The sequence below is a fragment of the Rhodococcus sp. JS3073 genome, assembly GCF_026810085.1.
GTDB lineage: Bacteria > Actinomycetota > Actinomycetes > Mycobacteriales > Mycobacteriaceae > Rhodococcus_F > Rhodococcus_F wratislaviensis.
In genome coordinates this window covers 4537814-4563983 of sequence record NZ_CP113951.1, presented here as the reverse complement: position 1 = coordinate 4563983, position 26170 = coordinate 4537814, and the positions used below count along the sequence as shown (strand labels likewise).

Here is a 26170-nt window from a genome sequence, read left to right as displayed (position 1 = left end):
GAACCGCCGGACGTTCACATCAACTGCATGCATGTTCCTATATGAACAATATGAGTTGGATTTATGTGAGTGGAGTCACTTCACTGGGTGCATGACCAGCACACCCGCGAGTTCCGATATCGACCTCTTCGCCGACGAGATCCTGATCGACCCCTATCCGACGTACGCCGAACTCCGCGATCTCGGCGCGGTGGTGCATCTGCCCGCCAACGGCGTCTACGCTCTGACCCGGTACGACGCCATCCGCGACGCTCTGGCCGACCCACGCACGTTCTCGTCCCGGACGATCGGCTTCAACTCCATGGTCAACGAGGCACTGCAAGGCACGTCCCTGGCCTCCGACCCGCCGATCCACACCGACTTGCGCGCGACGCTCACCGAGAACCTCTCCCCACGGGCGCTGCGGGGAATCAGGGACCAGATCCAGACCAAGGCCGATGCGCTGGTCGCGGACCTGGTCGACAGGGGATCGTTCGAGGCCATCGATGCGCTGGCCCGCGCCCTTCCGCTCGAGGTTGTCGCGGACCTGATCGGATTCACCGGCGAGGTGCGCGACAACATGCTGCGCTGGGGACAGGCCGCGATGGAGGTCATCGGCCCGATGAACCAGCGGACTGCGGAGAATTTCCCGATCGCCGGCGAACTCTACGGTTGGTGCACCGGGGTCCGGGCGGAGGATCTGGCGCCGGGGTCGGTCGGTCGCGGCATCTTCGATGCCGAGAACCGGGGCGCCATTCCTCCCGGCACCGCCGGCCACATCATCCACCAGTACCTGGGCGCGGGAGTGGACACCACGATCGCCGCGCTCGGCAACATCGTCGCGCTCTTCTCGGCCTTCCCCGACCAATTCGACCTGGTCCGAAGGGATTCCGCCCTGGTGCCGGCAGCCTTCAACGAGATACTCCGATATTGGGCGCCGGTGCATGCCTGGGGGCGCCTCGTCACCCGGGACGTCATCATCGACGGCACCGTGGTGCCGGCCGGATCCCAGGTGGCGATCCTCTTCGGTGCGGGCAACCGCGACCCACGGCACTACGAGAACCCGGACGACTTTCTGGTCGAACGGAACCCGGTCGACCATCTCTCCTTCGGCTACGGCCCGCACGGCTGCGCAGGCCAGGGCCTGGCCCGCTTGGAAGCCCACGCCGTCATCGGGGCACTCGCCGTCCACGCACAGCGTCTGGTGGCCGCCGAGCCGGTTCGGTTGCCCAGCAACATCACCCGCTCCATCGACACACTCGAGATCCTGAAGGTGGTCCCGGCATGAGAATCGTGATCGACCGGCCTCGGTGTGAGGGCCACGGACTGTGCGAAGAGATCGCCCCCGACCTGATGCATCTCGACGACGAGGGCGAACTGATCCTCGACGTCGAAGAACTCCCCGAGGGGAGCCCTGAACTTGCTGACGCCGGCGCCGCTGTCCGGGTTTGCCCCGTGGCCGCCCTCAGACTCGCATGAAACTCACCGAAGCTCCCCGGCGAATTCTGGTCGTCGGCAACGGGATCGCCGGCCAGACCGCGTGTGACAGCCTCCGTGCCGCAGGTTTCGACGGCGACCTGACCATCGTGGGCGACGAACCCCGGGCGGCGTACTCGCGGCCTGCGCTTTCCAAGGCCCTTCTGGTCGACGGTGGTTCGCACGAACTGGCGCCGCCCACGCACGAGGCCACCGAAGTGCTCGGGGTGGCGGCAGTAGGGCTCGACGTCGGGGCCCGCCGCGTGTGTCTCGACGACGGTTCGGACCTGCCCTACGACGGACTGGTGATCGCCACCGGTTCCAGGGCCCGGCGTCTGGGTGGCGGCGACAGCGTTGAGCTGACCCTGCGCACCCTGGACAATGCCCTGGTTCTCCGGGAACGGCTGGCAGCCCGGCCGTCGGTGGTGGTCGTCGGAGCCGGTCCACTGGGCATGGAGATCGCATCCGCTGCGCTGTCGGCGGGATGCGAGGTCACGCTGGTGGCCGACGGCCGGCCGATGCTGTCGCATCTGGGGCCCTGCCTGTCCGACGCGTTCACCGCGGCCGCGGTCGCCCGGGGACTCACCATCGTCGTCGGCGCGGCCGCCGGGATCGACACTGCGCGTGGGCTGGTTCTGCGGGACGGATCACGGGTCGCGGCCGACCTGCTCGTCAGCGCGATCGGCGACATCCCCAACACGGAGTGGCTGGCCACCAGTGGACTGATGACCGGCGGCCGCCTCGAAGCGGACTCGCGGGGACGAATCGGGCCCGGCATCGTCGCGGCCGGGGACGTCGCGGCCGTCCCGACGCGGACGGGAGTACGCCGGATTCCGCTGTGGAGCAGCGCCATCGAACAGGCCAAGGTCGCTGCCCTCGCACTACTGACCGGCGACGAGGCGCCGGAACTCGACTTCGATCCGTACTTCTGGACCGAGCAGTTCGGGTTGAACCTCAAGGCCACCGGCCACCTGCCGGCCGCCGGTGAACCCGAGTTCCTCCTCGGGGACAGCCCGCACGGTCCGTCGGTGATGCGCTGGACTCACGACGACGGTCACGGTGTCGCGGTCGCCGTCAACCACCGGATCCCGATCCCGAGACTGCGCCGTATGGCCTCGGCCGAGGCATGACGCCGACGGTTCGGGAGGAGGACGCGTAACTTCGTGTGGATGAACCAACCCGGGGATCATTCGAGTGATCTCGGCCTGGAGCGGCTCGCCTCGGTCAACCTCAATCTGCTGGTGCCGCTGCTGGCGCTCCTCGAGGAGGGATCGGTCACCCGCGCCGCGGCCCGGGTGGGCATGTCCCAACCCGCGATGAGTCATGCCCTGGGACGGATGCGCCGAATGATCGGTGACGACCTGGTGACCCGGCAGGGCAGCGGGCTGGTGCTCACCCCGCGCGCCCTGGAACTCATCGCGCCACTGCGTGAAGTACTGCGGCAGACCGCCCAGGTGGTGAACTTTCCGGGCTTCGACCCGGCCCACGACAGCCGTACCATCACGGTGGCGATGACCACCAGCACCGCATTCGTCGTCGGGCCCGCTTTGGCGCGACTGATCGCGGAGCGGGCACCGAATGCGACCCTCCGGGTGCGCAACTTCGTCGAGCCTCAGGCAAGCGACTTCACCGACGACGGGGTGGACGTCGTACTCCTGTCCGAGGCGTTCGCGTCGCCGCACCCGCGCGAGCGGCTGTACGAGAACCGCTGGGTGGTGATCGCCCATCCGGACAGCGATCCCGAGGCGTCTGCACTGGACCTGCTCACCTCGGTGCCCCACGTCACCTACGACTCCCGGCACCGGGTGGCGCCGTATGCAGCGTTGGACGCGCACGGCGTGCAGTACCGGATCGGGCAACTCGTCGCCGACCACCTGCTCATCCCGCATCTGGTGGCGACGGCCGGTGGGGTGGCGGTGCACACCCTGCGGGTCGCTGTCGCGATGCGCGAACGGGTGGACCTCCGGATCGAGGAGTTCCCGCTGCCGATCTCGCCGTTGAGGGTCGACATGGTGTGGAACCCGCGTCTGGCAGATGCGGCGTTCATCGGCTGGTTGCGGGAGATCCTCGTCGAAGCGACGACTTTCGAGGCTCAGTTGTCCGACGCGAGCAGGTGGCACCAGGAGTCGGTGAGTTCGTCGAGGCAGACCTCGCGGGGAATCCGCCAGCCGACCGAGAAGTAGCGGCGCGAGAGGTACTCGAGCTGGCCGAAGGCGAGCACGCACCGGACCTGGCGACGGTCCGGCGGGAAGCGCTTCGCCCGGTCCAGTCCCTCGGTCATCTGACCGACCGCGTCCTCGAACCACTGCTCGGTCTTGGCTGCGACGTCCGGCTCGTGTGCGGCCTGGAAGGACGCGGTGAGGTAGGGCTTGATCTCGTCCCATTGCGAGAACTTGCGGTCCAGCCACTCCCGGATCAGGTCGCGCGAGCCGGACGCGACCACCGCGGTCAGCGTCGGGTCGTCGGCCGTGGTGAGTATCGCGTCGACCTTCGTCAGGAGCGCGCTCATCACCTCGGCCTTCGACGAGAAGTGCAGGTAGAAGGTGGTCCGGGTCGAGCCTGCGGCGGTGGCGATGTCGTCGATCGTGGTCGCGGAGTAGCCCTTCCCGCCGAACAGCTCGAGCGCCTTCGCGAGGAAGAGCTCGTAGGTCATCTGCTTCTGAGCGGCACGGAGCGACATGGCCCGGATTCTATCCGCAGTACAGCCACGAATCCCCCCGACAAGTCACCTGTCTACCAATTCACTCACTTGACAGTCTGTAATGTTAATCCCTACCGTGATGCGCAGCACGTCATGCAGACATGACGCTCACGAAAGGAAGTGCCGATGACTGGCACCCAGACCGCCGAGAACAACACCGTCAACACCGTCCTCGGCCCCGTATCCGCCGGCGATCTGGGGATCGTCTCGGTTCACGAGGCACTGCTTTCCGTGGTTCCCGGCGCGGAGCATGCGTTCGACATCGCCATGGACCGCGCCGAGATCTTCGAGATCCTGGCGGCGAAGGTGACGGATTTCCGGGACCACGGCGGACGGACGATCGTCGACAGCACCGGCATGTTCCACGGTCGCGACGTGAGGATGTACGAGGCGCTCTCCCGCTCGACCGGCGTGCACATCGTCGCGTCGACGGGCATGGGCCCCGAAGAGATGCTCGGTGGCTATTTCCTTACGCCGCAGACCAACCCGCCTACACCGTGGCCCGCAGAGAAGTTCGCCGACCTCTTCACCAAGGAGATCACCGAGGGCATGGTGATCCCGCGTGTCGAGCGACGGGGTGCCGCGGGTCTGGTGACCACCACCGCGACCCGCGAAGGCATGACACCCACCGACGAGAGCCTGTTCCGTGGCGCTGCCCGGGCCGCACTGCAGACCGGAGTCGCAGTCTCCCTCCGCTACGGGAAGGACGCGGCGGCTGACCTCGAGATCGTCGTGGACGAAAAGCTGCCGGCCCATCGCGTCGTCGTCGGCGGGCTCGACCGCAAGGATGCGGTCGCCGACGCCGCACCGCTCGAGATCGCCCGCCGCGGCGCGTACGTCGCCCTGGACCACGTGGGATCGGAAGGCGACGCCCACATCACCGACGACGAGCGCGCCGCCGTGGTGCGCGAACTGGTCGAGGCCGGCCACGGAAACCGAATCCTGCTCTCGAGCAATGCGATCGGAGTGGCCAAGGGTCAGCCCGATTGCGCCGTGCCGTTCAGCTACATCCTGTCGACGTTCGTGCCCCTCCTCACCGCGCAGGGGCTCGGCGACGCGGACGTCCAGCGCATCCTCGTGGACAACCCCCGCGAACTGCTGTCGGTGCGCTGACCGCGCGAAATCCACCATCGAAGTGTCGTCTTTCCCGAAGGGGAGTGTTGTGTCGAGAGTCAATACAGTCCTGGGGCCGATCCCGACCGAAGAGTTGGGCATCGTCGCCATCCACGAGCACATCGGGTACGGCATGCCCGGCTCCGAGCTGGACACGAGGTGGTGGAAAACCCCCGAGGAGCGGTACGCGGAGACCGTCCCGAAGCTGCGCACGTTCCACGAGTACGGGGGCGGGACCTTCGTCGACGTCACCGGAATCTGCAACGGTCGTGACGTCGACTACTACAAGTCGCTGTCCGCGAAGACCGGCGTCCACATCGTCGCCTGCACCGGATTCGTCGGCGGCGACACCGCCCTGCCGTTCTTCGAGCGGGCGAGCGTGGACTACCTGACCCGGCAGTTCGTTCACGAGATCACCGTCGGCATCGGGAACACCGGCAGCCGCGCCGGCGTCATCAAGGTCGGGGTGAGCCGCGGTGGCCGAATGACGAAGCTGGACAAGCGAATCTACCGCGCCGCGGCTCGCGCCGCCCTGAGCACCGGTGTGCCGATCCTGACCCATCTGGCGATCGACGCCGAGAACGCCATCGCCATCTTCCACGACGAGGGCCTCCCGCTGGACCGCGTGCTGTTCGGACATGTCGACGACGGCGTGAACGCCGAGAAGACGCGCGACACCTGGATCGCCGAGCAGGGCGGTCGCGTCGGCTTCGACACGTTCGGGTACGAGACCGAACTCGAGGATCCGCCGTTCTGGGCCCGCCCCCGCAAGGAGCGCCTGGACCACTTCCTCCGGTTCCTCGGCGCCGGCCACCTGGACAGGGCGCTCGCCGGCGTCGATGCCAACTGCAGTCCGCTCGGGTGGCCGGGGGTCAAGGGCCACACCGTGAACTACCTCTTCGAGGACCTCATCCCCGACCTGCGGGAGGCCGGGATCGACGAGGCCACGATCACCCAGCTGTTCGTCGAGAACCCCGCCGACTTCTTGACCATCCAGAACTGACAAGGACGAGAACCATGCAACCAACAGAGCTGAAGAACCTGAACATCGCCATCGTCGGCGCAGGGTATGCCGGCGCTGCGGCGGCCAAGGCCCTGAGCCTGCTCGGCGCCGACGCCACCGTGTACGAGCAGGCCACCGCGGTTCGGGAGGTCGGCGCCGGCATCGGTCTACGTCCGTCCACCATGGACCGCTTCCGCCGGTGGGGGATCTTCGACGCGATCGCGAACGTCAGCTCGCCGAGTGACTACTTCGAGATCCTCACCGCCACTGATGATCCGATCATGAAGGAGACGTGGCCGGGCATCGACGACTTCGCCGAGGAGACCAAGACCCACCTGATCCACCGCGGGGACTTCATCGACGCTCTCCTGGGCGTGCTCCCCGAGGGCATGGTGCACCTCGGTCACAAACTCGAGTCCGTCGAGGACCGGGGCGACCGCTCCGTCCTCACGTTCGCCAACGCCGAGACCGTCGAAGCCGATCTGGTCATCGGCGCCGACGGCATCAAATCGGTGGTGCGGCACGAGCTTTTCAGCGACAAGGGCCCGGTGTTCTCCGGGGAGCACGCCTACCGCGCGGTGATCTCCGTCGACGACGCCCACGGCATGATCGTCGACGACAACCTCCGGATGTACATCGGCAGGGGCACGAAGGTGTACCTGCTGCCGTTGCGCCACCGGGGCCAGGTGTCCTTCGACATCACCGCGCTGTGCCCGGACGGTACCTGGGCGCCGCAGATCACGAAGGACGACATCGTGGCAACCGTCGAGGGCTTCGACGAGCGGATCGTAAACATCGCCCGCGGCCTCGACCTGGACACCGTCAGCATTCGAGCGGTCTACGACATCGACCCGGTCGAGCGGTGGCACTCCGACTCGGTCGTCCTCGTCGGCGACGCAGCGCACTCGATGCTGCACCACCAGGGGCAGGGTGCGAACTCGGCGATCCTGGACGCCGGCGCGCTCGCCGACGCCCTGCAGGAGGCCGACTCCGTCAAGGAAGCTCTGGCGTCGTACCAGGCGACCCGCAAGCCGGTGACGGACGAGCTGCAGCGCATCTCGCGTCAGGGGTGGACCGAGGACGAGGTCGACGACGTCTTCCCCGGTCAGAAGCCCGCCGCTCAGCAGCCCGCCACAAAGTAGAAACCAGGTCACCGACATGCCGTTGCACCCCCAGATCGCCCAGGTGATCGCCAACCTGCCCGCCCCACCCGCGGGCCCACTCGACCCGGCGGCCATGCGCGCCGGCGAGGAAGCGCAGGTCGCGCCCGTGGAGGAGCGCCTGCCGCTCCACGCGGTCGAGGACACCACCACAGGGGACGTGCCGGTCCGGATCTACACGCCGGTCGACGCCGACTCGTACGGACTGCTGGTGTACTTCCACGGCGGGGCGTTCTTCCTCGGAAGCCTCGACACCCACGACCATGTCGCGCGGTCCCTGGCGAAGGAGACCGGGCTGAAGGTCGTCTCCGTCGGGTACCGCCGGGCGCCCGAGGCTGCGTTCCCGGCCGGCCTCCAGGATTGCCTCGGGGTGGTGCGGTGGGTCGCGGAGAACGGCGGGGCCCTGAAGTGGGACGGCTCGACGCTCGCGCTGGCCGGCGACAGTTCGGGCGGCACCTTCGTCGCCGCCGTCGCCGCGGTGGCACACGACGAGGGTTTCGATCGCATCACCCACCAGGTCCTGTTCTACCCGTCGCTGGACCTGGACTTCGACGTCGACCGCTACGCCTCGCTGCGGGAGAACGCCGAAGGGTACGGCGTGGAGACCGCGGGACTGAAGCCCTTCAATGCCTTCTATGTCGACAGCGGCGCGGATCCGGCAGACCCGCTGGTCTCCCCGATCAAGCGCGAGGATCTGACCGGACTGCCCCCGGCGCTGATCGTCACCGCCGAGTTCGACCCCATGCGCGACGAGGGCGAACTCTACGGCGCGCGGCTGAACGAGGCCGGAGTGCACGCGAAGGTCAGTCGCCATGCCGGAGCCAACCACGGGTTCGTCCAGAACTTCTCCTGGATTCCGGAGTACCAGAAAGTGTTCGAGGAGACGGCCGAGTTCCTTCATTCCGCTCCGGGGAAGTGACATGACGCAGGACGTGAAGATTCACCCACTCGTTTCGCCCTGGGGCCGATTCGGTCTCTACAGCTTCTTCATCGACGCCCCCGAGCCGGCGATCGTCGATACCGGAATCGCATCGTCGCCCGCCGTGGGAATGGCCCCCGCGCTCGAGACTCTCGGGCGCCGCATCGAGGAAGTCCGCTGGATCCTGTTGACCCACGGCCACATCGACCACCTCGGCGGGGCGCACGCCCTGTGGGAATTGACCGGAAGGCGTGCCCAGGTGGTGATCCACGAGGCCGACGCACACCTGTTGCGATCGCGGCAGGCGCACGTGGACGAATACGTGACGGTGCGTGGGCAGTATCTGAACGACCCGCAGGGCGCCGCGAAGCAGACGGCGACGGCGCAGACGGTCATCTCCGGGGAGATGGAGCCGTCCATCGTGGTCCGGGGCGGCGAGACCTTCTCCCTCGGTGGCGATGTCACCGTCGCGGTGCATTCCATCCCGGGCCACACCGCCGGATCGGTGGCCTATGTGGTGAACGGCCAGAACTCCGTGTTCGTCGGCGACGCCGTGCAGGTCCACGGCGCCGCGAACGGCTTTCCCGGTTACGAGGATCCGGTCGCCTACCGGTCGAGCGTGCAGTACCTGCGCGACGAGATCCGTCCGCAGCACCTGTATCTGGGGCATCCGTACCGCCGGGCGGACGGGGTGGCCTACGGGGTCGAACTCGACAGCGAGCAGGCTCGGCAGGCCCTCCAGGAGAGCTTGGACATCCAGTCACGGGTCAGCGACGCGGCCCATCGGTATCTGCAGGACGGCTTGCAGGAAACGGACTCGGCGTATTCGCCGTTCGCCCGGGTGGCGGAGGAACTCGGCTACGAGGGGGACCCGGCACTCGAACCGTCCCCGTTCTTCACGACGCTGCACGGCTACCGCACGCAGTTCAACCAGAAGCTCTGACAGAGAAAGAGAGTCGCGCACTCATGACGGATTTTCGAACTCTTGACGCGGGTGGGCAGAAGATCGCCGTCCGCAAGGACCTCCGGGTGCCGATGCGGGACGGTGTCACGCTCGTCGCCGACTCGTACTCCGGTGTGGAGGACAAACCCCGGCCCGCGCTGGTCGCCCTGAGCCCGTACGGCAAGGAGTTGCAGGCCCTCGCCCTCACCACGCCGCCGCAGCGGCGCCCCAGCCCGATCTGGGACGGCTGCATCGAGGCGGGCGACATCGCACGCGTCGTCGAAGAGGACTACGTCCACGTGATCGGCGACCTCCGCGGTTCCGGCGCCTCCGAGGGCGAGCACATCGGCAACTACAACGCCGGCGGTGTCTCATTGGGCCAGGACGCGTACGACTTCATCGAATGGGTTGCCGAGCAGCCGTGGTGCGACGGCAACGTCGGGATGATCGGCATCTCCTACTTCGGGTCGATGCAGGTGCTCGCCGCCGCGGAGCGCCCGCCGCATCTGAAGGCGATCTTCGTCAGCGGCGGGCACTACGACTTCTACGAGACCACCTACCACGGCGGCATCATGTGGTTCATGCCCCGTGCCGCCCGCGAGGGCCGCGGCGGCGACTCCGGCTGGGCTTTCACCGACAACGTCAAGTCCCGCATGCTCGAGACGTACTCCCCGGAGGAGATCACGAAGCGCGTCGCCGAGCGCCTCGCGGATCCGGATGTCGCCGCCTGGCCGAACCTGGTCCACGTGCTGAACTACCCGAAGCATCACGAGGCCTGGTTTGACATCGTGACGAACGACCTGGACGGGGACTGGTACGAGGAGCGCAACCCCGTCACGCTGGCTCCGAACATCGACATTCCCGTCTATCTGCAGATCGACCAGGGCCGCGGCTGGACGGTCGACGGCACGATCGAACTCTTCGACCGGCTGAGCGGCCCGAAGAAGCTGGACATCGGCCCGTACCCGCCCATGCAGTCGCGCCCCTTCATCGAGGAGCACGACAAGATGTTCCGGTGGTACGACTACTGGATCAAGGGCATCGACAACGGGATCATGGACGAGCCCGCGGTGAACGTCTTCGTCGAGGGCTCGCGTGAGCGGGTGACCGGCAGCCAGTGGCCACCGAAGGACGTGGAGTACCGGTCGCTGTACCTGCGCCCGCGCGGCACGCTGTCCACGGAGCCCGAGCGGATGGGTGCGGAATACGCCGCACCGGACGGTTTCTACCAGGCCCCGCTCACGGTCACCGACACGGTGTCGATGCTGCGCTGGAGCACCGAGCCGTTCGAGGAGCCCACGGAACTGATCGGCACCGGCGCCGCGCACATCTTCGCGGAGATCGACCAGGACGACACGAACTTCATTCTGCGTCTGTGGGATTCCGGCCCCGACGGCAGGCGCCAGCTGATCACGTCCGGGTACCTCAAGGCCTCGCACCGCGAGCTCGACGAGCGCACCACCGAGGGCAACCCGTACCACCCGCATACCCGCGCGGTGCCGGTCGAGCCCGGGACGATCGACGAGTATGTGCTGCGCCTCTACCCGTTTGCCGCGACGTTCCGGCCGGGACACCGTCTGACGGTGGAGCTCTCGAACGACGAACCGCTGGCCGACGCGCACAACGCACTGCTGCCGCCCGATGCCTTCCACCTGCCGGTCGGCCGCCCGGTCACCCACAAGATCTACCGGGACGCCGCGCACCGGTCCCGCCTCGTGCTGCCGTTCACGACCCACAAGGCGACGTAAACGTTTCGGTGGCGGCGCGGGGGTGGCACTGGCGGTCCGCCTGCGGATCGGTCACGATCGACGGGTGGACCGCACCGCCAGACTCGCCCTCGCCGTCGACCGGCAGGGCGGACGATGCCTGTGGTGCGGTCGTCGTTTCGGACCGTTGATTCCGCCGACCACCGAACACCTCGTGCCACGACTCAAGGGCGGTCCCAGCATCGCGGCCAACGAGGCCGCCGCATGCCCGCGGTGCAACGCGGACCGCGGCCACACCGGTCCGGTCGACTGGCTCGCGCAGTGCCGGAGCCGACACGGTTGGGCTCCGCAGGCGAGCCTGCTCGCGACGCTCCTGAACGCGTTGGAGGTCGAACTCGACAATGTGGGTGGACATCGCCGCGCCAAGCGGTACCTGTCCGGCCAACTGCGGCGGTGCCGGAGCGGTCACTGATCACCGTAGGAGCGTGATGGCGGCCTGTGTGGCCCCGACCGGGGCCGGGCACTCTCCAGTATGGGATCGAACGCAGGCCGCCCCACCAGCTCGACGGCCGCAGCTCTCGGCGGCCGGCTGATGCAAATGGTCGGTGACCGCGACGCCGCCCGGTTCTCGTTCGAGATATCCCGAGTGTGCGCCGAGCCGCACCCCGCCGGACAGCGGCCGGCATACGGCGATGTGCTCGCCTGGGTTGTCGATGCCATCGTCGGCGTGGTCATCGCGCGCCTCGGCGCCGCAGGCCCAGGGGAGAGGTTCATCCTCGACCTCCGCTTCACGGACGGCGGATACGTCGACGTCGACACCTTGCCCGCATCGGCGCGCTGGGTGCTGCGGACGGTGTCGGCCGTCCTCGCCGAGGATCACGCGGAAGTGGAGCGGTCGCTCACCGCCGCCGAGCGCGAGTTCGACGTGACCATGCGCGCGGAAACACTGGCCGACGCGCTCATCTGGCTCGACTTCGTTCTCGGAGTCGACCTTCCCGACCCGCCCGACGTCACCACCGAATAGCGAAATCTCGGGTCGGGGGAGGCGGTTCCCGCGGGGTCGCCCGTGAGTCAGTCCTGTGCCCCTGCCGGGGTGCCGGGCAGCTCGTGTGCGGTCAGGAGCAAGTGGTCGAACCGGGCGCGAAACGACTCGGGCAGGGTCGCCTCGGCGGCGAGGGCGGCGACGAAGCGCTCGGCGAGGGTGTGAAGTTTGGTGTTGGTCTCCTGGGAGCGCCAGGTGAGGATGCCGAAGGCGCGTTCCGAGGAGATGCCGTAGACGAGCATGAGCGCACCCTTGGCCTGCTCGATCACCGCCCGCGATTGTTCGAGTGCGGCGACGGCCTCGGTGATCGCCGCGTTGAACTCGCGGAGGTCGGTTTCCAACGTTTCGGTGACGTCGATGTAATACCCGGATGTGCCGATGACCTGGCCGTCCTCGTCGAGCATTCGATCGCCGACCACGATGACGTGGTGGATGCGGCGTTCCGTGTCGATGATGCGGTGCTTGCTGCTGAACGGCTCGGCGGCGTGGATCATCCTGTCGAAGAGCGCAGCGACCTGCGCGTGGTCGTCCGGATGCTTGTGGGAGAGTAAAAGTTCGGTGGTTGGGGTGATCTCGCCTGGTTGGTAGCCGTGCATCCGGGCGACAGGGTCGGACCATTCCCAGCGCTGGCCGTCGAGGTAGAAGCGGAAACTTCCGCCCTGTGGGGGTGCGTTCGAGCCGAGTAGCTCTTCACTGTCCACAACGACACCCACGGCCCTGCGTGCTCAACCATCCGCGCCTTGCAACCACTGCCACAGTATGCCGCGCACTCACATCGGAGTGCGCGGAAATCACGTTCATGGCATGACGGGCCACGCAGTCCGGGGCCGACGACCCCGCACTGCCTCTTTCCGGTCAGTTCGGACCTTGGCTGTGCTTGCCCTCCGTCGCCGTAGTAACGGCCGCCGGTTCCGTCGTCGTCGGAGTGCGGCCCGCAGCTTCCTCCAGTGACACTCCGTTCGTCGGGGCACTCGTGTCGGTGCTGCGGTGGGTAGCCTTCTTCGCCAGTTCCCCGACCTTGTGCTGTATCTGCGGCGCCTTGTCCTTCACGGTCTCCGTCGCCTCGCTCACCTTCTCCTGCACGGTGGGGTTGTGCCAGAGTTCGAGGGACTGATGCCTCATCTTCTCGTAGGTCTGTCGGCCCGACCGAGTGCCCAGGACGAACCCCGCGGCCGCGCCCGCTGCGAAGATCAACACTTTCTGCATGACATCTCCTGATTGTTGTGTGGCACGAGCGGCCGGCCGAATCGTCGTCCGAACGCCCTCCCTGCACAGCTTGCCCTCAGCTGCCGAGCCCAAACCACCGGTCCGGGTCGTCTGTCCCGCCCATTACTAACTCAGACCTCATCTGCACGTAACCTACGGTTGCGTAACTTGCCCTACCGTAAGGTTATGGCGATTTCGGATGTCAAGATGTACACCCACCTCACCGAGGCGGATGTCGAAGCTCTCGGGATCGAGTTCGACACGATCCGACGCGACATCGAAGCCTCTCGCGGGGAGAGCGATGCCCGGTACATCAGAAACGCGATCCGGCTGCAGCGGTCACTCGAAATCGGCGGGCGTGCACTCTTGTTCGCGAGTTTGTTCCCGCCGGCATGGCTTGCGGGCACCTCGATGCTCGGCACCGCCAAGATCATCGAGAACATGGAACTGGGCCACAACGTGTTGCATGGTCAATGGGATTGGATGAACGATCCGGAGATCCACTCGTCGTACTGGGAGTGGGACATCGCCGGCCTGTCCGAGCATTGGAAGCAGACCCACAACTACGTTCACCACAAGTACACGAATGTGCTGGGGATGGATGACGACGTGGGCTACGGCATGCTGCGGGTCACTCGCGATCAGCGGTGGACACCGTTGAGCGTCGGCAACCCTGTCTACAACCTGTTGCTGCAACTGTTCTTCGAGTACGGCGTCGCCCTCCAGCACCTCGAGCTCGGCAAGGTGGTTGCGGGCGGTGTCGATCGTGGGGAGTTCGAGCGCAGGTGCCGCGAGGTGCTCGAGAAGGTCGGCCGCCAGGTGCGCAAGGACTACGTCATCTACCCGGTGCTCACCGGTCCGGCGTTCCTGACGACCTTCACCGCGAACCTGACGGCGAACATGATCCGCAACGTGTGGACGAACGCCGTGATCTTCTGCGGTCATTTCCCCGACGGTGCCGAGAAGTTCACATCGAAGGACCTCGAAACCGAGACACGAGGCCAGTGGTACCTGCGGCAGATGCTGGGTAGCGCGAATTTCGAGGCCGGCCCGGTCATGGAGTTCATGAGTGGCAACCTCTGCTACCAGATCGAGCATCACCTGTTCCCGGACCTGCCGAGCAACCGCCTGCGCGAGATCTCCGTGCGGGTGCAGGCGCTGGCCCAGAAGTACGACCTCCCCTACACCACGGGTTCGATGCCGGTGCAGTACTTCGAGTCGTGGCGGACCATCGCCAAGCTGGCGCTGCCGAACAAGTTTCTCAGGGCAACCGCTGACGACGCGCCCGAGACGGCGTCGGAGCGCAAGTTCACCGACCCGCGGCCGCAGATCGATCCGGTAACGGGCAAGCGCCGTGGACTGCTGACAGCGCTACGCGCACGGGCGGGAATCTGATATCGCCGGAGGTGGGGCAGGTGCCGGGTCTCATCTGCGTTCGGTGATCCGCTGCGCGATCACACTCAACCGGGTGTTGGTTTCCTGAGAGAGTCGGGTGAGCAGGTCGAACGCACGGATCGCGTCGATGTCGAATCGCTCCATCAGCATTCCCTTCGCCTGCCCGATGACGTCGCGTGAGGCGACCGCTGATCGCAGCTGCTCTTCGGTGCGTGCAGCGGTGAGGGCCAACGCGGCGTGGGCGGCGAGTACCTCACCCGCCACTTCCTCGTTGGGACCGAACGCGTGCGGAGAGAACGCAAACAGGTTGAGTGCGCCCATCTTTCCTTCGGAGGTATACAGCTGAAAGGACATCGAACTGAGAAGTCCCACGTCGACAGCGGCCGCAGCGAACTGCGGCCATCGCGGTTCCGAGCGAAGGTCCTCGCTTCGCACCAGGAGATGGTTGAGCGCCGCAGCCACACACGGTCCCTGCCCGAGTTGTTGCTGAGCGTGGTCGAGCTTTCTGAGCAGCTCGGATGTCGGCGCGACGGTCTCGAATTTCTTGCCACCGGAGATGAGCAGAATGCCCGCGCACGTTTCGTGCGGCATCAGTTCGACAACTGCGGCGGTGACAGCGCGCAGACGTTCGTCGAGGGTGCGTGGGCCGGAGAGACTGCGGGCAAGTTCGGCCATGGTGCGACTGAGGTCCCCGGCGCCGGAATCGCTCATTACCGCTCCTCGGTTCGATCGAAAGGATGGCTGTAGGAGAGTGCCCAGTCGGCACCCGTCCACCTACCCCACCATAGGCACCCCGACTCCGGCTCTGAACCGAAAATGCAGGTTCTCTCCGCCGGCAGGGACGCACTGTCCCGGCGAAGGTAGTGACTGTCAGCACGGGGAACTACGCGCCCACCGCAGTGCCGGTCCACACCGCCACCTATCCGTGGGCGGTTCACGCGGGCCACCCTCGACACGGGCCGTGTTAGCGAACGGCGCGGTGGGGTACAGCGTAGGGACGACACTGCGCCCGCCGATCAGCGATGGGCGACGTGCACGTCCCGACCCAACTGTGAGGTATCCATGTCGACCGATGCGATCGTGCTGTTGAAGAACGACCACAAGGAGATCCGGAAGCTGTTCCGCGACTTCCGCGGTGCCGGGCCGAACGCCCGCGTGGAAAAGGGTCGCATCGTCGACGAGATCATCGAAGCCCTCACGGTGCACACCTACATCGAGAACGAGGGCATGTACCCGGAGGTGCGTGACCTCGCCCCCGACCTCGAGGACGACATCCTCGAATCCTACGAAGAGCACCACGTCGCGGACGTGCTGGTCGTCGAACTGGCAGCGATGAAACCCGACGACGAGCGGTTCGACGCGAAGACCACCGTGCTGATCGAGAGCGTCGAGCACCACATCGAAGAAGAAGAGCAGGAGTGGTTCCCCAAGGTCCGAGAAGAGCTGGGGCGCAAACAACTCCGGGAGATGGGTGCGCGGATGCTGGAACTGAGGGACAAGGCACCCAGATCCCCCGCCCAGCCGTCGGCCCTGAAGAAAACGGTCGACGCGGTGATCAAATAGCGACGACCGCGTCGAGGCCGCGGATCATCGGCGACCGCGGCCCCGCCCTGTAGTCGGCGATCAGATCAGCGTTGCCCGTTGGCTGCCGTCTCGTTGCGACGCTTCGCCTTTTCCGCTTCGGCCAATTTCTCCACCCGGTCGGCGCGAGCGCGTTTGCCGGCTGCCTCGTCCTGTTTGTTCGCGGCGTCCTTCAGTTGGGCCTTGGCCGGCGCTGCCGCCGCCTTCTCCGCTTCCCGGAGTCTGGTCTGCTCGGCACGGTGCTCGGCCTCCGCAGCCTGAGTGCGCTGGGCGGCAAGCTGGTCGGCGTTCTTCTTCGCGACCTGTTTGCGTTGCAGGGCGTCCCGTTCGGCGGCGTGTTTGCGCTCGTCCTCACGCCGGCGTGCCTGTTCGACGTCGCGCTGCTTCGCCTCGCGCGCTGCCGCCTGCTCGTCGTGGACCTGCTTGCGCTTGGCTTCCAGTGCGGTGTCGGCCTCGGCCTCCGTGCGTGCCGCCTCCTCTTCGAGTTGCGCCGCCCGGGCCAATGCGTCGCTGCGCTCGGTGAGTGCGTTGCCGCGTCTCTCGGTGTCACGGTCGCCGAGGGCACTACCGACGGCGCCGTCGAGCACGCCGAGGGTGCGCTCGTACATCAGCCGGGCCGGGGATTCGGTGGCCAGCCGGGACATCAGCTGGTCTTCGACGAGTTGCAGGGGAATACGCAGGATCGTGTACTGCAACCGCAAGAGCGTGATGGGGACGGTGAGGATGTTCATGGAATCTCCGATGATTCGTGGGGAGTGGATCAGGACAGGCCGGCGTCGCCAGTGAGGCCCTCGGCGGCGCGCCGCACTCGTTCTGCCTCGTCGCGGGCGGCGGTCGCGTCACGGACCGCCCGCCGGTGTTCGTCGGTGGCGTCGACGGCTTCTTCGGCGGCGGCGGCCGTCTTCGCTCGCTCGAGGGTCTCGGCCCGGGCCGCTACGTCGCGGGCGTCGGCCGCCGCGCGGGACTGCTCCTGCGCGACCTGTCGGTGCTGTTGTTGCTCCGCGGCCCGGTGCTCTGCGTCCTGACGGTTCCGGGCAGCTTCTTCGGCGGCCGCGGTTTCGGCACCGATCGCAGCACGCTCCTCGGCACTCTCGCGACGCACCTGGCCGAGTTCCGCTGCGGCCTGCGAGGTTTCCGCCCGCGCCACGGCCTCGGCATTGTTCGCCTCTTTACGTTGCTGCGCCTGCGCCTGTTGCAACTGTCCTTCGGTGGCCAGCGAGTCGTTGCCGGTCACGGCTCCGGCCACTTCCTTCACCTTGCCCTTGACCGAGTCGAGGAGACCCTTGCGCGCTTGTCCGGACGTGTTCTGATCGTTCATGAGAATGTTCTCCTGGTATTCGGGCGGGCGACGGTACCGCCACCCGCATGTTCGGTGGCTAGATGATGCCGACTACTTCCTGCGCGATGGCGGTGCGGTGTGCGCCGGCCGGACGCCTGGTGGCGTCATCGACGCCGGCCCTGCGGCGGGCGAACCGTGAGATTCCGAGCAGCCCGCGCGATGTGGTGGTCGGTTTGCCGGCGCGGCGTTCGAGGTGGTTACCGAGTCGGGACAGTACGGTGGCCACGAGGGGAAGAGCGAGAACGATCATCTTCCATCGCCGCAGCAGACGGCTGACGAGAATCAACATGGGAAGAACCTTTCTTATCGAGCAGTCAGGCTGCGACGCAGCGCAACCCGGGCACCGACCACGGTGAGCAGCCCGAGGGTCGCAACCGAGAGTGATGTCGTCGCGGCCACGGCACCCGACAACATGGTGAGCGCCGCGAGGTCGAGGACACGTCGGACGCCGGGCAGTTCGACCAGGGAGGGGTGCGCCCCGGCCGGGACGGAAGGACGGGTATCGACGCTGCTCGACAGTAGACTCGAGTGGTCAATATGGTTGAGGGAGAATGTGTCTGACAAGATTTGGCCCAACTATCGGCGACACCGACCCCGCTGATTTGGTGCGGAGGCGTGTCGCAGATTCGATCGACAAACGAACGTAACGCGGCGAGAGTTAGACGCCGGTATGCCGATCGGTGTCCGTGTAGTGCTCGCGGCTGCCGGACTTCGCAATGCCCCGGCTGACGATGTAGGCGATCGTCAGAATGACGATGTAGAACCAGGCGCGGTCCGCCCGGAAATAGTCCTCGTGCCCATCGGTCGTCTGCACCAGATACGAGGCGATGAGGACTCCGATGACTGCGGCGATGTAGACGAAGAACTCGGTGGTCTTGAACGCGGCCTTCGTCTCGGTGCTGCGGCGCGGATCGAGCTGAGCGCGCGGGCCGGAAGTGACGGCTCCGGGGGTGGTGTGGGCGGCAGGATTAGTGGAGGTCATGGATGACTCCTTCAATGGGGTGCCCGGCTTTGCAGATTCGGGTCACCACGTACGTCTCCTCGAATGAGGTGGACGTTGGTGAGCGCGACCCTCTGCTGGAGCGAACCCATACGCCGCAAGTATACCCATTAGTAACTACAGCGCAATTCTACAGCGTAGGTGCAGAGGGCCACTTTCCCCGGTTACGCTGCCTCGCTTCCGAACTCGACGATCATGACGGTGCGCAGGCGTTCCGACGAGGGCCTCGACATCACCGTCGGCGGTGTCGAGGCCCTCGTCCAGACCGTTTACTTCACAACCGGGTCACCCACGGTGACGTCACACCTGGCGCTCCCAAACCCGGTGGGACTTCATCAGTGCTGTGATGCCGTCGAACAGTGCGGACGCGTCGTCGGCGATCAGAATGCCCGGGGCCTCGGCCGGGATTCCGGCCGCTTCGAGGAGACCACGGCCGGCGGCCCATCCCCCGATCGCCTTGCAGTGCCGGAACGCTTCCGCCAGCAGTACGTGCACCCGAGGGTCCGACGCCGGCGCTGCGACGAGAATGGCGTCGAACTCCACCGACCGCATCGTGAGGAACGTCCGGGACACCGGCACGGCGCCCTTGCCCGACCCCAATTCACCGCCGTGCGGTCCGATGACGAGCGGCACCATGCCGTTCTTGCCGATCATCTCGACCGCGTCCGCCACCTCGGACAGATCCGAGTCGTCGTCGGCGACGATGCCGATGATCCGGCCGTCCAGCGGCCACTCGGCACCGACCTGCGACAGCGCGGGACTGGGTGTGGGCGCCGCGTCGTAGGCGACGGTCGGCGCGGGCGCCGGGAGGCCGAGACCCGCGGCCACCTGCTCGCACAGACCGGGGTCGATGTTCGCGACGACCTCGAGTGCGCGCTCCTTGATCACCTGCTCGTAGCACTTGCCCAGCTCGAACGTGTAGGCCTCTGCGACGTGCGCCTGCTCGACCGGGCTGAGGCTGGCGTAGAACAGTCGTGCCTGTGAGAAGTGGTCGTCGAAGCTGGCGGGGGCGGCGCGCAGTTTCGTCGACTCCGGCATCGGCACCGGCACCTCGACGAACGCCGTGTCCGCACCGGCCAGGAACGGGCAGCCGGCGTCGAGGGAATTGGGACGGTACGGCGCGACACCCGGGTGGACTCCCGTCTGGTGCATGCCGTCGCGCAGCATGTCGTTGACCTCGGCGTGGGGCCGATTGATCGGTATCTGCCCGAAGTTGGGCCCACCGAGCCGGCTGATCTGGGTGTCGAGGTAGGAGAACAACCGCGCCTGTAGAAGCGGGTCGTCGGTGACGTCGATTCCGGGAACGAGGTGCCCGGGATGGAACGCCACCTGCTCGGTCTCGGCGAAGAAGTTCGTCGGATTCGCGTCGAGCGTCATCAGCCCGATCGGCTGGACGGGGGCTAATTCCTCGGGCACCATCTTGGTCGGGTCGAGCAGGTCGATGCCCTCGAACGTCTGGTCCGGGGTGTCCGGGAACGCCTGGATGCCCAGTTCCCATTCCGGGTACGCACCGGACTCGATCGCGTCGGCGAGATCGCGGCGGTGGTAGTCGGGGTCCATGCCGTTGACGATCTGGGCTTCTTCCCACACCAGTGAGTGCACACCGAGTTTCGGCTTCCAGTGAAATTTCACAAGCGAGCTCTCGCCCGCAGCGTTCACCATTCGAAATGTGTTGACGCCGAAGCCTTCCATCATCCGGTACGAACGGGGGATGCCACGATCGGACATGTTCCACAGCGTATGTGCGGTGGCTTCGGTGTGCAGAGACACGAAGTCCCAGAACGTGTCGTGCGCGCTCTGCGCCTGCGGAATCTCGCGATCCGGGTGCGGCTTGGCGGCGTGAATGACGTCGGGAAACTTGATGCCGTCCTGGATGAAGAAGACCGGAATGTTGTTTCCCACCAGGTCGAAAGTGCCTTCGCCGGTGTAGAACTTGGTCGCGAACCCGCGGGTGTCGCGGACGGCGTCGGCCGACCCTCGGGAGCCGAGCACGGTGGAGAACCGGACGAAGACCGGTGTCTCGACATCCTTGCCGAGGAACGCCGCCTTGCTGATCGGTTCGGCGGAACCGTATCCGCGGAAGACGCCGTGGGCGGCCGCACCGCGCGCGTGCACCACCCGCTCCGGGATCCGCTCGTGATCGAAGTGCGTGATCTTCTCACGGAGATGGTGATCCTGGAGCAGTGTCGGACCCCGGGTTCCCGCCTTCAGCGAGTGATCGGTGTCGTACAGCCGCGCGCCCTGCGCCGTGGTGAGGTGCTCACCCTGCTGGCCACGGGCCGTGTCCGGACCGTCGACGGGTTGCCCGGTTGCGGTCCCCAGCGCGGGAGCCCGCTGATCGGGCTTGGGGGGCAACGGCTCGGTGGGTTCCGTGGGCTCGGAGAGCGTCGGGGTACCGGAACCGGGAGTTCCGGGAATGGGCGGGTTCTTCTTGGGCACGGCGTAGCTCCTCGCTGAAAATCCGTGGGATCGGCGCCGCATCGTTGCTGTACGGTCCGCTCTTCTCGGAGTGCCCAAACGGTCGCACAACGAATCAGGGTGGGCGCAGCACCAAAACAATGCCCCGATCGAGAGACGCGGTTTCGCATTCGCGTCCCAGGGCATAGCTACAACAGATGTCAAACACACACGAGTAGGAATCCGGCGTTCTGCTGCGTCGGGAAGGAGTGATCATGGGTATCGAGCCAGGCACGCAGTTGCATGAGGAACCACAGTCCGAGCGTGGCCCCCAGGGCTCACGAGACGCGGGCCCGGACCAGGCCGGAGCAGGCCAGACGGACCGCAAGCCGGGGTCTCTGGATGAGGAAGAAGTCACCTCCTCCGGGGAACCGGGCACGAACCCTGCGCCCGCCGGCGGCTCGCTGCCTCCCGGCGACGCGGAGCCGGCGATACCGCCATACGACGGCCGGACCACCAGCACGAAGGAAGGACGCCCGGAGCACGACGCCCACGTGGACTCCGGCGGAATGCAGTCGCCGAAACCCGGGGAGACCCCACGTGGCGCGGTGGCCTCGCCGGCCGAGGAGAAGCCCGCCGCACACGCCGCCGAGACCGAGGGAAGCGACTCCGGAGTGGGACCCGCGCATCAAGGAGGCGTCGGCAAGGCCGAAGACAAGAAGTGATTGCCGCCGGACGCAGCGACACCTCTTCTTGGTCTCTCGCGCAGGCGAACTGGTGTTCCTAGGACCTTTTCGGCTCGTACCGCATCGCCACCGCACCCGAGCTGAACTCCAACCGGCTCACGAGCTTCAAGTCGACATGCTTCGACAGCCCCGCGAACAACGTCGGCCCGTGGCCCGCGAGCCTGGGCTGCACCACGAACTCGTACTCGTCGATCAATCCCAGCTCCGTCAACGCCAGCGGGAGCTTCACACCGCCCACGAACAGTCCCTTGCCGGACTTCCGCTTGAGCTCCCGGACGGCCGTGTCCAGATCCCCGCGCACGAGTTCGGCGTTCCAATCGACCCGCTCCAGGGTGCTCGACACGACGTACTTCTTTGCCGCGTTGATCGTCTGGGCGAAGGGTTCCATCCAATCGGGTCTCGCTCCCGGCGGCGCCGGCGGCCGCCACGCCTCTTCCATCATTTCGTAAGTCACCCTGCCGAAGAGAAGCGCATCGGCCTGGGTGAGGTTCCCGACGTGGTGACGATGCAGGTCTTCGTCCGCGGGGATTGCACGATGATCGCAGCACCCGTCCAATGTGACGTTGATGGAGTACCGAAGGGGTCGCATTTGGCAAGAGTACGAGGTACACGGGTGAGGTGTCGCTCGAATAGCGGGTGACGGGACGCGACGCGGTGGTTCGGCTCCTTACCCCGGGGAGGGGGACGACACGGGGTAAGGAGCCGCGCTTCGGGGTTATCTCACAGTGAGGTGGTCACCGGTGCGCGCCTGGCCGTGGTTGTGCGGGCGAGTGTTGTTCGCGCAGCATGCACTAGGCGGTCCACTGTGAAGCCGAACCGCTCGAAGAGCTCGGGTCCGGATGCGCTTGCCCCGAAGTGTTCGAGGCTGACGATTTCGCCTGCATCGCCGACGAATTCCCGCCACGGGGTGGCGATGATGATGTGGTCGGGTTCGCCGTTCTCACCCTCGGCAAGTATGTAACCGCCACGTGCGGTGCATTCTGCGGAGCCGTGAACGGTGCGGTCCCAGGTCGGTACGTTCTGCCGGGTCAGGGCGAGGCCGGCGGGGCGATCGCTGTTCGTGAGGAGCGTTCGCCACGCGACGGCAGTTCGTTGGCGTCGGCGGGCCGGACGACGTCGAGAGGAACGACGGCTCACCGGCAGGTTGGTGTTGTTCGACTCGGCGAGATCAGCTGAGCCGAGCCATAGTTCAGGAAGTTCGGGGGCGAGCACCGAAAGCACAGTCCCGGATGCCTTGCGGGTCGCCATGCCGGTCGCATCGGCGGGGAAGGAGGGCGGTGCGTCGTCCCAGCCGGCCGGCAGCGTACGGGTGCTCAGGCGGCCGAGAAGGGCAGCCGGTGCGGCGGGCAGAGCGGCAACATTCTCTCGGTCGCTGCCGATGTTCGTGTCGTCCTCGATGGAAATATGGTTGTCGTTCCACATCCATCAGCATCGCGAGACGGTCCAGGTCAAAAGGGCGATGTTCGATGCCGCTCAGAAGCGAGTGCTGTACGCCGACCACACCAAGTTCGATCAATGCGCATTCCACGCGATGGCACCGTTGCCCGATTTCGACACGGTCATCGTCGTCGCGGCAACAAATCAAAAACACATCGATCGACTTCGTGATGCCGGCAACGACGTCGTCGTCGCGAAACCGCCTCGCCGCCACTAGCGGCCTTCACCGTCTCGCGCTGAATCGCCCTCGGCCCCGGCGACGTTGGGTGCAGGTGCCGCCCAACCAGCAGCTCGGGCGACACCTGCACTCCACCCCTCGCGTGAATCGACTCGTGTGCCCGAGACGTCCGCGTCGTCATGTGACCACCATGACGGAGCAGACGTTACCAGAAAACGGGCCAATTGGTTTGTTTAGTGTCCAAGGGCAGAAGTGCGCTGATCGATGGATCACTGGGGCACGAGATGGCACCGGACGGCGTGCACGCTGTCCTGGGCGTGTCCTGGGAACCGGACACCGGCGTGAACGACCGCCGCGGGATCGCCGAGCCACGAGCGCCGCCGCCGTCGGGCACGCGGACCAGCCCGCGACCCGATCGACAAGGACAAGCCGTTCGAGCGCAGCGGCGGGAGCGGGGGAAGGCAGGGCGAGTCATCGAAACGCCGTCATGTGGTCTTGCGCTCGCGAAGAAGGCGGTCAACCACGACCAGGCCGAAGCCCGTCGGCATGGGGCGAAGACACGTACTCAGGGGGTAAGCGACGTGTATCGCTGCGGCGCCGGCCGACGCCGGACACCGCAGCGATATCGTCGTGACTTGTTACGGCAACGTTGTGGCGCTGGTGGACTCGTCGATGTCGAAGAGTTCGCCGATCAGACCGCCGAGGAACCGCCGGTGTTGCGACGATATTTCGGCCGCCGCTGCTTCGTCCCGGGCCGCGCACAGTGTGATCAGGTTGTCGTGGTGTTCGATGGCGTCCTGCCAGCCGCGGAGGCTGGAGAACTTGCGGTAGTAGATCCGGTGGATCTGCGGGTGCACCTGGTGCATGAGCCGCTTGAGCAGCGGGTTACCGGCGGCGTCGACGATGACGCCGTGGAACGTGTCGTCCGTGGCGAGGGCGGCTCCGATGTTGTCGGTCTTGATCGCCTGCGCGAGGTCGTCGTTGGCGGTGCGCATCACGTCGATCATGTCGTCGGTGAGGTTGGGCACCCCCGTTTTCACGGCCAGTTGGTCCAAGACCTCCATCACGGCCAGCGTTGCCTCGACATCGGCCCGGTTCAGCGGGGTGATCCGGGTGAAGGCGGCGGGTTTGGCCTCGACGAGTCCGGTGTCGATCAGCCGGGTCAGAGCCTCGCGCACCGGGGTGCGGCTCAGACCGAGATGTTCGGCCAGCTCGCTGTCCTTGACCTTGGATCCGGGCGCGAGCTCACCGGTGACGATCGCGTCGCAGATCCGCTCGAACGCGACGTCGCTCATGCGGGGGCGCTCCACCGGATTATCACGCAACATACTGGATACTGTACTCTGCACGCCGCACGCTCCCGGGGTCCGCGTGTGCGAGTGCCAGGCGCCTTGTCGCGAGGATACCGAGAGCGCCTTCGTCGACCGTCCATCGTCCGGGCCTCGACTACCCATCCGCGCTGCGTCGCCCGGCGAGGACCTTGCCGCCGAGTTCGTCGCCAGGCTCGCCCCCGGCCGCAGCAGGTACGGAGCTGGGCGTTGCGGCGGATCGACCGGCCTTCGCCTCGGCTTTCTCTTCGGACTTGTCGATCACCGACGCGGCCAGGGAGTTTCCGACGACGTTGACCGCGGTGCGGGCCATGTCGGCGATGAAGTCCACCCCCAGCAGGAGTGCGACAGCTTCGGCAGGGAGGCCGATGGTGTTACCTGCGGCGATGAGCACCACGATCGAGGCGGAGGCAACGCCTGCCATGCCCTTGGACAAGATGACCAGCACGCCGACCATCAGCAGCAGGGTCGGGATCGAAGTGTCGACGCCGTAGGCGTTGGCGAGGAAGACCAGGGCCACAGCCTGGTAGAGGACGGAGCCGTCGGTGTTGAACGAGTAGCCGAGCGGCACGACGAACGAGGTCGTCGAGCGGCTGACGCCGAGCCCCTCGAGCTTGAGTAGAAGCGGTGCGAGCACTGCCTCGGAGCTGCGCGTGACGAAGGCCAGTCCGACGAGATTTCCGATTGCTTTGAGCATGGTGACGTACTCGACGCGGAAGATCGCGGCAATGATCGGAAAGATGATGCCGAGGATGATCGCCATACCGACGTAGACGACGGCGAGGAAGCCGAGCAGGCTCGACAGGTTCCCGAATCCGTAGTGCGCGACGTCGTAGCTGATGAAGCCCAGGACGCCGAGGGGGGCGAGGCGGATGACGTATCCGACCACCTTGAACATCGCGTTGGCGAGCGAGTCGAGCACGGACGTCATCGGCTTGGACTGCTCACCGATCGCGGCGAGTGCGACGCCGACGAACCCGGCGAACACGATCACTGCCAGCAGGTTCCCCTCTGCGAACGCGGCGAAGACGTTCTTCGGAACAGCATGCAGGAGCAGTTCGTGGAAGTCGATGCCCTGCTCGAGGGTCTCGACTGAGGCTCCGTCGGCGCCCGCGACGGGGGCGCCGGCACCGATGTCGAGCAACTTCGCCAGCGCGACCGCCATCAGCAGGATGATCGTGGTGACGACCTCGAAGTACAGGATCGCCTTGGCGGCCATGCGGCCGACCTTCTTCGCCGAATCCATGCGCGCGATTCCGAGCACGATGAGCGGGAAGACCAGTGGGACGACGATCATCTGAACCAGATTGAGGAACACGTCGCCGGCCAGTTTCAGTTGCTCGCCGACGGCGGGGGCGAACGTGCCGATGAGTGCGCCGACGCCGACGGCGATCAGTGATTGCACTCCGATCGGAAGCTTCCAGAATTTCCACCACTTGCGTGGTGTGCGAGACGCATCGGCGTCTTCGGGTGCTGTCGCGTCGTCGGCAGGGATGGCGGGGGATGTCGTCATTCAACAGC

At 66.4% G+C, this 26170-nt stretch carries 30 protein-coding genes; 16 read left to right on the top strand and 14 right to left on the bottom strand.

Annotated features, from left to right (window positions below):
• Positions 1-91: 91 nt before the first annotated feature.
• From OYT95_RS20665 to OYT95_RS20650, 4 genes are read left to right on the top strand one after another with little or no spacing between them, the layout of a single operon-like run.
• Positions 92-1267 carry a cytochrome P450 gene (locus tag OYT95_RS20665; RefSeq protein ID WP_268788849.1) on the top strand — a complete coding sequence of 392 codons (1176 nt, stop codon included), beginning with the start codon at positions 92-94 and terminating at the stop codon, positions 1265-1267.
• Complete coding sequence (locus tag OYT95_RS20660; RefSeq protein WP_268788848.1) at positions 1264-1458, top strand: ferredoxin; 195 nt, start codon at positions 1264-1266, stop codon at positions 1456-1458. Before OYT95_RS20665 ends, OYT95_RS20660 begins: the two co-directional genes overlap by 4 nt.
• The gene (locus tag OYT95_RS20655; RefSeq protein ID WP_268788847.1) at positions 1455-2585 is read left to right on the top strand and encodes an NAD(P)/FAD-dependent oxidoreductase; all 1131 of its coding nucleotides are present in this window, start codon (positions 1455-1457) and stop codon (positions 2583-2585) included. Before OYT95_RS20660 ends, OYT95_RS20655 begins: the two co-directional genes overlap by 4 nt.
• A gap of 39 nt (positions 2586-2624) precedes the next feature.
• Positions 2625-3638, top strand: coding sequence for a LysR family transcriptional regulator (locus OYT95_RS20650; protein ID WP_268788846.1), 1014 nt, complete (start codon positions 2625-2627; stop codon positions 3636-3638).
• On the opposite strand, the gene OYT95_RS20645 is transcribed toward OYT95_RS20650, so the two are convergent.
• A complete protein-coding gene (locus OYT95_RS20645; protein ID WP_268788845.1) occupies positions 3548-4135 on the bottom strand; it encodes a TetR/AcrR family transcriptional regulator in 588 nt (195 codons plus the stop codon). The two genes, OYT95_RS20650 and OYT95_RS20645, sit on opposite strands and share 91 nt — an antisense overlap.
• 147 nt (positions 4136-4282) lie before the next feature.
• Between OYT95_RS20645 and OYT95_RS20640 the strand changes: the two genes are divergently transcribed.
• The 8 genes from OYT95_RS20640 (at position 4283) to OYT95_RS20605 (ending at position 12024) form a co-directional block, all read left to right on the top strand.
• Positions 4283-5269: a phosphotriesterase gene (locus OYT95_RS20640; RefSeq protein ID WP_268788844.1), complete on the top strand. Its 987-nt coding sequence runs from the start codon at positions 4283-4285 to the stop codon at positions 5267-5269.
• A 49-nt stretch (positions 5270-5318) separates the two neighbouring features.
• A complete protein-coding gene (locus tag OYT95_RS20635) occupies positions 5319-6272 on the top strand; it encodes a phosphotriesterase (RefSeq protein WP_268788843.1) in 954 nt (317 codons plus the stop codon).
• Between the two features lie 14 nt (positions 6273-6286).
• A complete protein-coding gene (locus OYT95_RS20630) occupies positions 6287-7414 on the top strand; it encodes an FAD-dependent monooxygenase (RefSeq protein WP_268788842.1) in 1128 nt (375 codons plus the stop codon).
• 16 nt (positions 7415-7430) lie between these two features.
• The gene (locus OYT95_RS20625) at positions 7431-8351 is read left to right on the top strand and encodes an alpha/beta hydrolase (protein ID WP_268788840.1); all 921 of its coding nucleotides are present in this window, start codon (positions 7431-7433) and stop codon (positions 8349-8351) included.
• Position 8352: 1 nt separating this feature from the next.
• Positions 8353-9294, top strand: a complete 942-nt coding sequence (locus OYT95_RS20620; RefSeq protein WP_268788839.1) for an MBL fold metallo-hydrolase — start codon at positions 8353-8355, stop codon at positions 9292-9294.
• Between the two features lie 23 nt (positions 9295-9317).
• Positions 9318-11042 carry a CocE/NonD family hydrolase gene (locus tag OYT95_RS20615; RefSeq protein WP_268788838.1) on the top strand — a complete coding sequence of 575 codons (1725 nt, stop codon included), beginning with the start codon at positions 9318-9320 and terminating at the stop codon, positions 11040-11042.
• Between the two features lie 64 nt (positions 11043-11106).
• Positions 11107-11472 (top strand): HNH endonuclease, encoded by a 366-nt coding sequence (locus tag OYT95_RS20610; protein WP_128642271.1) that lies wholly within the window; start codon positions 11107-11109, stop codon positions 11470-11472.
• A 60-nt stretch (positions 11473-11532) separates the two neighbouring features.
• Positions 11533-12024: a hypothetical protein gene (locus tag OYT95_RS20605; RefSeq protein WP_037243090.1), complete on the top strand. Its 492-nt coding sequence runs from the start codon at positions 11533-11535 to the stop codon at positions 12022-12024.
• Between the two features lie 47 nt (positions 12025-12071).
• Here the strand turns inward: OYT95_RS20605 and OYT95_RS20600 are convergent, their stop codons facing one another.
• Both OYT95_RS20600 and OYT95_RS20595 read right to left on the bottom strand, forming a co-directional pair.
• Positions 12072-12755 (bottom strand): PAS and ANTAR domain-containing protein, encoded by a 684-nt coding sequence (locus tag OYT95_RS20600; RefSeq protein ID WP_112299785.1) that lies wholly within the window; start codon positions 12753-12755, stop codon positions 12072-12074.
• 142 nt (positions 12756-12897) lie between these two features.
• On the bottom strand, positions 12898-13248 hold the full coding sequence (locus tag OYT95_RS20595; RefSeq protein ID WP_268788837.1) for a YtxH domain-containing protein: 351 nt from the start codon (positions 13246-13248) through the stop codon (positions 12898-12900).
• 186 nt (positions 13249-13434) lie between these two features.
• On the opposite strand from OYT95_RS20595, the gene OYT95_RS20590 reads away from it, so the two are divergent.
• On the top strand, positions 13435-14643 hold the full coding sequence (locus OYT95_RS20590) for a fatty acid desaturase family protein (protein ID WP_268788836.1): 1209 nt from the start codon (positions 13435-13437) through the stop codon (positions 14641-14643).
• A gap of 30 nt (positions 14644-14673) precedes the next feature.
• Here OYT95_RS20590 and OYT95_RS20585 read toward each other — a convergent pair whose 3' ends face one another.
• The gene (locus tag OYT95_RS20585) at positions 14674-15354 is read right to left on the bottom strand and encodes a GAF and ANTAR domain-containing protein (RefSeq protein ID WP_037243098.1); all 681 of its coding nucleotides are present in this window, start codon (positions 15352-15354) and stop codon (positions 14674-14676) included.
• Positions 15355-15705: 351 nt separating this feature from the next.
• Between OYT95_RS20585 and OYT95_RS20580 the strand changes: the two genes are divergently transcribed.
• Positions 15706-16206 (top strand): hemerythrin domain-containing protein, encoded by a 501-nt coding sequence (locus tag OYT95_RS20580; RefSeq protein ID WP_112299783.1) that lies wholly within the window; start codon positions 15706-15708, stop codon positions 16204-16206.
• Positions 16207-16271: 65 nt separating this feature from the next.
• Here the strand turns inward: OYT95_RS20580 and OYT95_RS20575 are convergent, their stop codons facing one another.
• From OYT95_RS20575 to OYT95_RS20550, 6 genes are all read right to left on the bottom strand, one after another.
• Positions 16272-16955 carry an IF2 family translation initiation factor gene (locus OYT95_RS20575; protein ID WP_268788835.1) on the bottom strand — a complete coding sequence of 228 codons (684 nt, stop codon included), beginning with the start codon at positions 16953-16955 and terminating at the stop codon, positions 16272-16274.
• Between the two features lie 29 nt (positions 16956-16984).
• Complete coding sequence (locus OYT95_RS20570; RefSeq protein ID WP_268788834.1) at positions 16985-17542, bottom strand: CsbD family protein; 558 nt, start codon at positions 17540-17542, stop codon at positions 16985-16987.
• Between the two features lie 58 nt (positions 17543-17600).
• Complete coding sequence (locus OYT95_RS20565; protein ID WP_037243107.1) at positions 17601-17852, bottom strand: hypothetical protein; 252 nt, start codon at positions 17850-17852, stop codon at positions 17601-17603.
• Positions 17853-17866: 14 nt separating this feature from the next.
• Positions 17867-18127, bottom strand: coding sequence for a hypothetical protein (locus tag OYT95_RS20560; RefSeq protein ID WP_146777766.1), 261 nt, complete (start codon positions 18125-18127; stop codon positions 17867-17869).
• Positions 18128-18221: 94 nt separating this feature from the next.
• The gene (locus OYT95_RS20555; RefSeq protein WP_128640676.1) at positions 18222-18545 is read right to left on the bottom strand and encodes a hypothetical protein; all 324 of its coding nucleotides are present in this window, start codon (positions 18543-18545) and stop codon (positions 18222-18224) included.
• Positions 18546-18863: 318 nt separating this feature from the next.
• Positions 18864-21044, bottom strand: a complete 2181-nt coding sequence (locus OYT95_RS20550) for a catalase (RefSeq protein ID WP_268788833.1) — start codon at positions 21042-21044, stop codon at positions 18864-18866.
• Positions 21045-21235: 191 nt separating this feature from the next.
• On the opposite strand from OYT95_RS20550, the gene OYT95_RS20545 reads away from it, so the two are divergent.
• Positions 21236-21685, top strand: a complete 450-nt coding sequence (locus OYT95_RS20545; protein WP_268788832.1) for a hypothetical protein — start codon at positions 21236-21238, stop codon at positions 21683-21685.
• Positions 21686-21743: 58 nt separating this feature from the next.
• On the opposite strand, the gene OYT95_RS20540 is transcribed toward OYT95_RS20545, so the two are convergent.
• Both OYT95_RS20540 and OYT95_RS20535 read right to left on the bottom strand, forming a co-directional pair.
• The gene (locus OYT95_RS20540; protein WP_268788831.1) at positions 21744-22295 is read right to left on the bottom strand and encodes a dihydrofolate reductase family protein; all 552 of its coding nucleotides are present in this window, start codon (positions 22293-22295) and stop codon (positions 21744-21746) included.
• Between the two features lie 131 nt (positions 22296-22426).
• Positions 22427-23128, bottom strand: coding sequence for a transketolase-like TK C-terminal-containing protein (locus tag OYT95_RS20535; RefSeq protein WP_268788830.1), 702 nt, complete (start codon positions 23126-23128; stop codon positions 22427-22429).
• 61 nt (positions 23129-23189) lie between these two features.
• Between OYT95_RS20535 and OYT95_RS20530 the strand changes: the two genes are divergently transcribed.
• Positions 23190-23360: a hypothetical protein gene (locus OYT95_RS20530; RefSeq protein WP_268788829.1), complete on the top strand. Its 171-nt coding sequence runs from the start codon at positions 23190-23192 to the stop codon at positions 23358-23360.
• Between the two features lie 599 nt (positions 23361-23959).
• Here OYT95_RS20530 and OYT95_RS20525 read toward each other — a convergent pair.
• Both OYT95_RS20525 and OYT95_RS20520 read right to left on the bottom strand, forming a co-directional pair.
• Positions 23960-24616, bottom strand: a complete 657-nt coding sequence (locus OYT95_RS20525) for a GntR family transcriptional regulator (RefSeq protein WP_268788828.1) — start codon at positions 24614-24616, stop codon at positions 23960-23962.
• 151 nt (positions 24617-24767) lie between these two features.
• Entirely contained in the window at positions 24768-26162 is a 1395-nt protein-coding gene (locus tag OYT95_RS20520) for a dicarboxylate/amino acid:cation symporter (RefSeq protein ID WP_268788827.1), read from the bottom strand.
• Between the last annotated feature and the right edge of the window lie 8 nt (positions 26163-26170).

Coding starts and splice junctions, on each gene's coding strand:
- OYT95_RS20665 (WP_268788849.1), top strand. CDS start 92: ATGACCAGCACACCCGCGAGTTCCGATATCGACCTCTTCGCCGACGAG.
- OYT95_RS20660 (WP_268788848.1), top strand. CDS start 1,264: ATGAGAATCGTGATCGACCGGCCTCGGTGTGAGGGCCACGGACTGTGC.
- OYT95_RS20655 (WP_268788847.1), top strand. CDS start 1,455: ATGAAACTCACCGAAGCTCCCCGGCGAATTCTGGTCGTCGGCAACGGG.
- OYT95_RS20650 (WP_268788846.1), top strand. CDS start 2,625: ATGAACCAACCCGGGGATCATTCGAGTGATCTCGGCCTGGAGCGGCTC.
- OYT95_RS20645 (WP_268788845.1), bottom strand. CDS start 4,135: ATGTCGCTCCGTGCCGCTCAGAAGCAGATGACCTACGAGCTCTTCCTC.
- OYT95_RS20640 (WP_268788844.1), top strand. CDS start 4,283: ATGACTGGCACCCAGACCGCCGAGAACAACACCGTCAACACCGTCCTC.
- OYT95_RS20630 (WP_268788842.1), top strand. CDS start 6,287: ATGCAACCAACAGAGCTGAAGAACCTGAACATCGCCATCGTCGGCGCA.
- OYT95_RS20625 (WP_268788840.1), top strand. CDS start 7,431: ATGCCGTTGCACCCCCAGATCGCCCAGGTGATCGCCAACCTGCCCGCC.
- OYT95_RS20620 (WP_268788839.1), top strand. CDS start 8,353: ATGACGCAGGACGTGAAGATTCACCCACTCGTTTCGCCCTGGGGCCGA.
- OYT95_RS20615 (WP_268788838.1), top strand. CDS start 9,318: ATGACGGATTTTCGAACTCTTGACGCGGGTGGGCAGAAGATCGCCGTC.
- OYT95_RS20605 (WP_037243090.1), top strand. CDS start 11,533: ATGGGATCGAACGCAGGCCGCCCCACCAGCTCGACGGCCGCAGCTCTC.
- OYT95_RS20595 (WP_268788837.1), bottom strand. CDS start 13,248: ATGCAGAAAGTGTTGATCTTCGCAGCGGGCGCGGCCGCGGGGTTCGTC.
- OYT95_RS20590 (WP_268788836.1), top strand. CDS start 13,435: ATGGCGATTTCGGATGTCAAGATGTACACCCACCTCACCGAGGCGGAT.
- OYT95_RS20585 (WP_037243098.1), bottom strand. CDS start 15,354: ATGAGCGATTCCGGCGCCGGGGACCTCAGTCGCACCATGGCCGAACTT.
- OYT95_RS20580 (WP_112299783.1), top strand. CDS start 15,706: ATGTCGACCGATGCGATCGTGCTGTTGAAGAACGACCACAAGGAGATC.
- OYT95_RS20575 (WP_268788835.1), bottom strand. CDS start 16,955: ATGAACATCCTCACCGTCCCCATCACGCTCTTGCGGTTGCAGTACACG.
- OYT95_RS20570 (WP_268788834.1), bottom strand. CDS start 17,542: ATGAACGATCAGAACACGTCCGGACAAGCGCGCAAGGGTCTCCTCGAC.
- OYT95_RS20565 (WP_037243107.1), bottom strand. CDS start 17,852: ATGTTGATTCTCGTCAGCCGTCTGCTGCGGCGATGGAAGATGATCGTT.
- OYT95_RS20555 (WP_128640676.1), bottom strand. CDS start 18,545: ATGACCTCCACTAATCCTGCCGCCCACACCACCCCCGGAGCCGTCACT.
- OYT95_RS20550 (WP_268788833.1), bottom strand. CDS start 21,044: ATGCGGCGCCGATCCCACGGATTTTCAGCGAGGAGCTACGCCGTGCCC.
- OYT95_RS20545 (WP_268788832.1), top strand. CDS start 21,236: ATGGGTATCGAGCCAGGCACGCAGTTGCATGAGGAACCACAGTCCGAG.
- OYT95_RS20540 (WP_268788831.1), bottom strand. CDS start 22,295: ATGCGACCCCTTCGGTACTCCATCAACGTCACATTGGACGGGTGCTGC.
- OYT95_RS20535 (WP_268788830.1), bottom strand. CDS start 23,128: ATGTGGAACGACAACCATATTTCCATCGAGGACGACACGAACATCGGC.
- OYT95_RS20525 (WP_268788828.1), bottom strand. CDS start 24,616: ATGAGCGACGTCGCGTTCGAGCGGATCTGCGACGCGATCGTCACCGGT.
- OYT95_RS20520 (WP_268788827.1), bottom strand. CDS start 26,162: ATGACGACATCCCCCGCCATCCCTGCCGACGACGCGACAGCACCCGAA.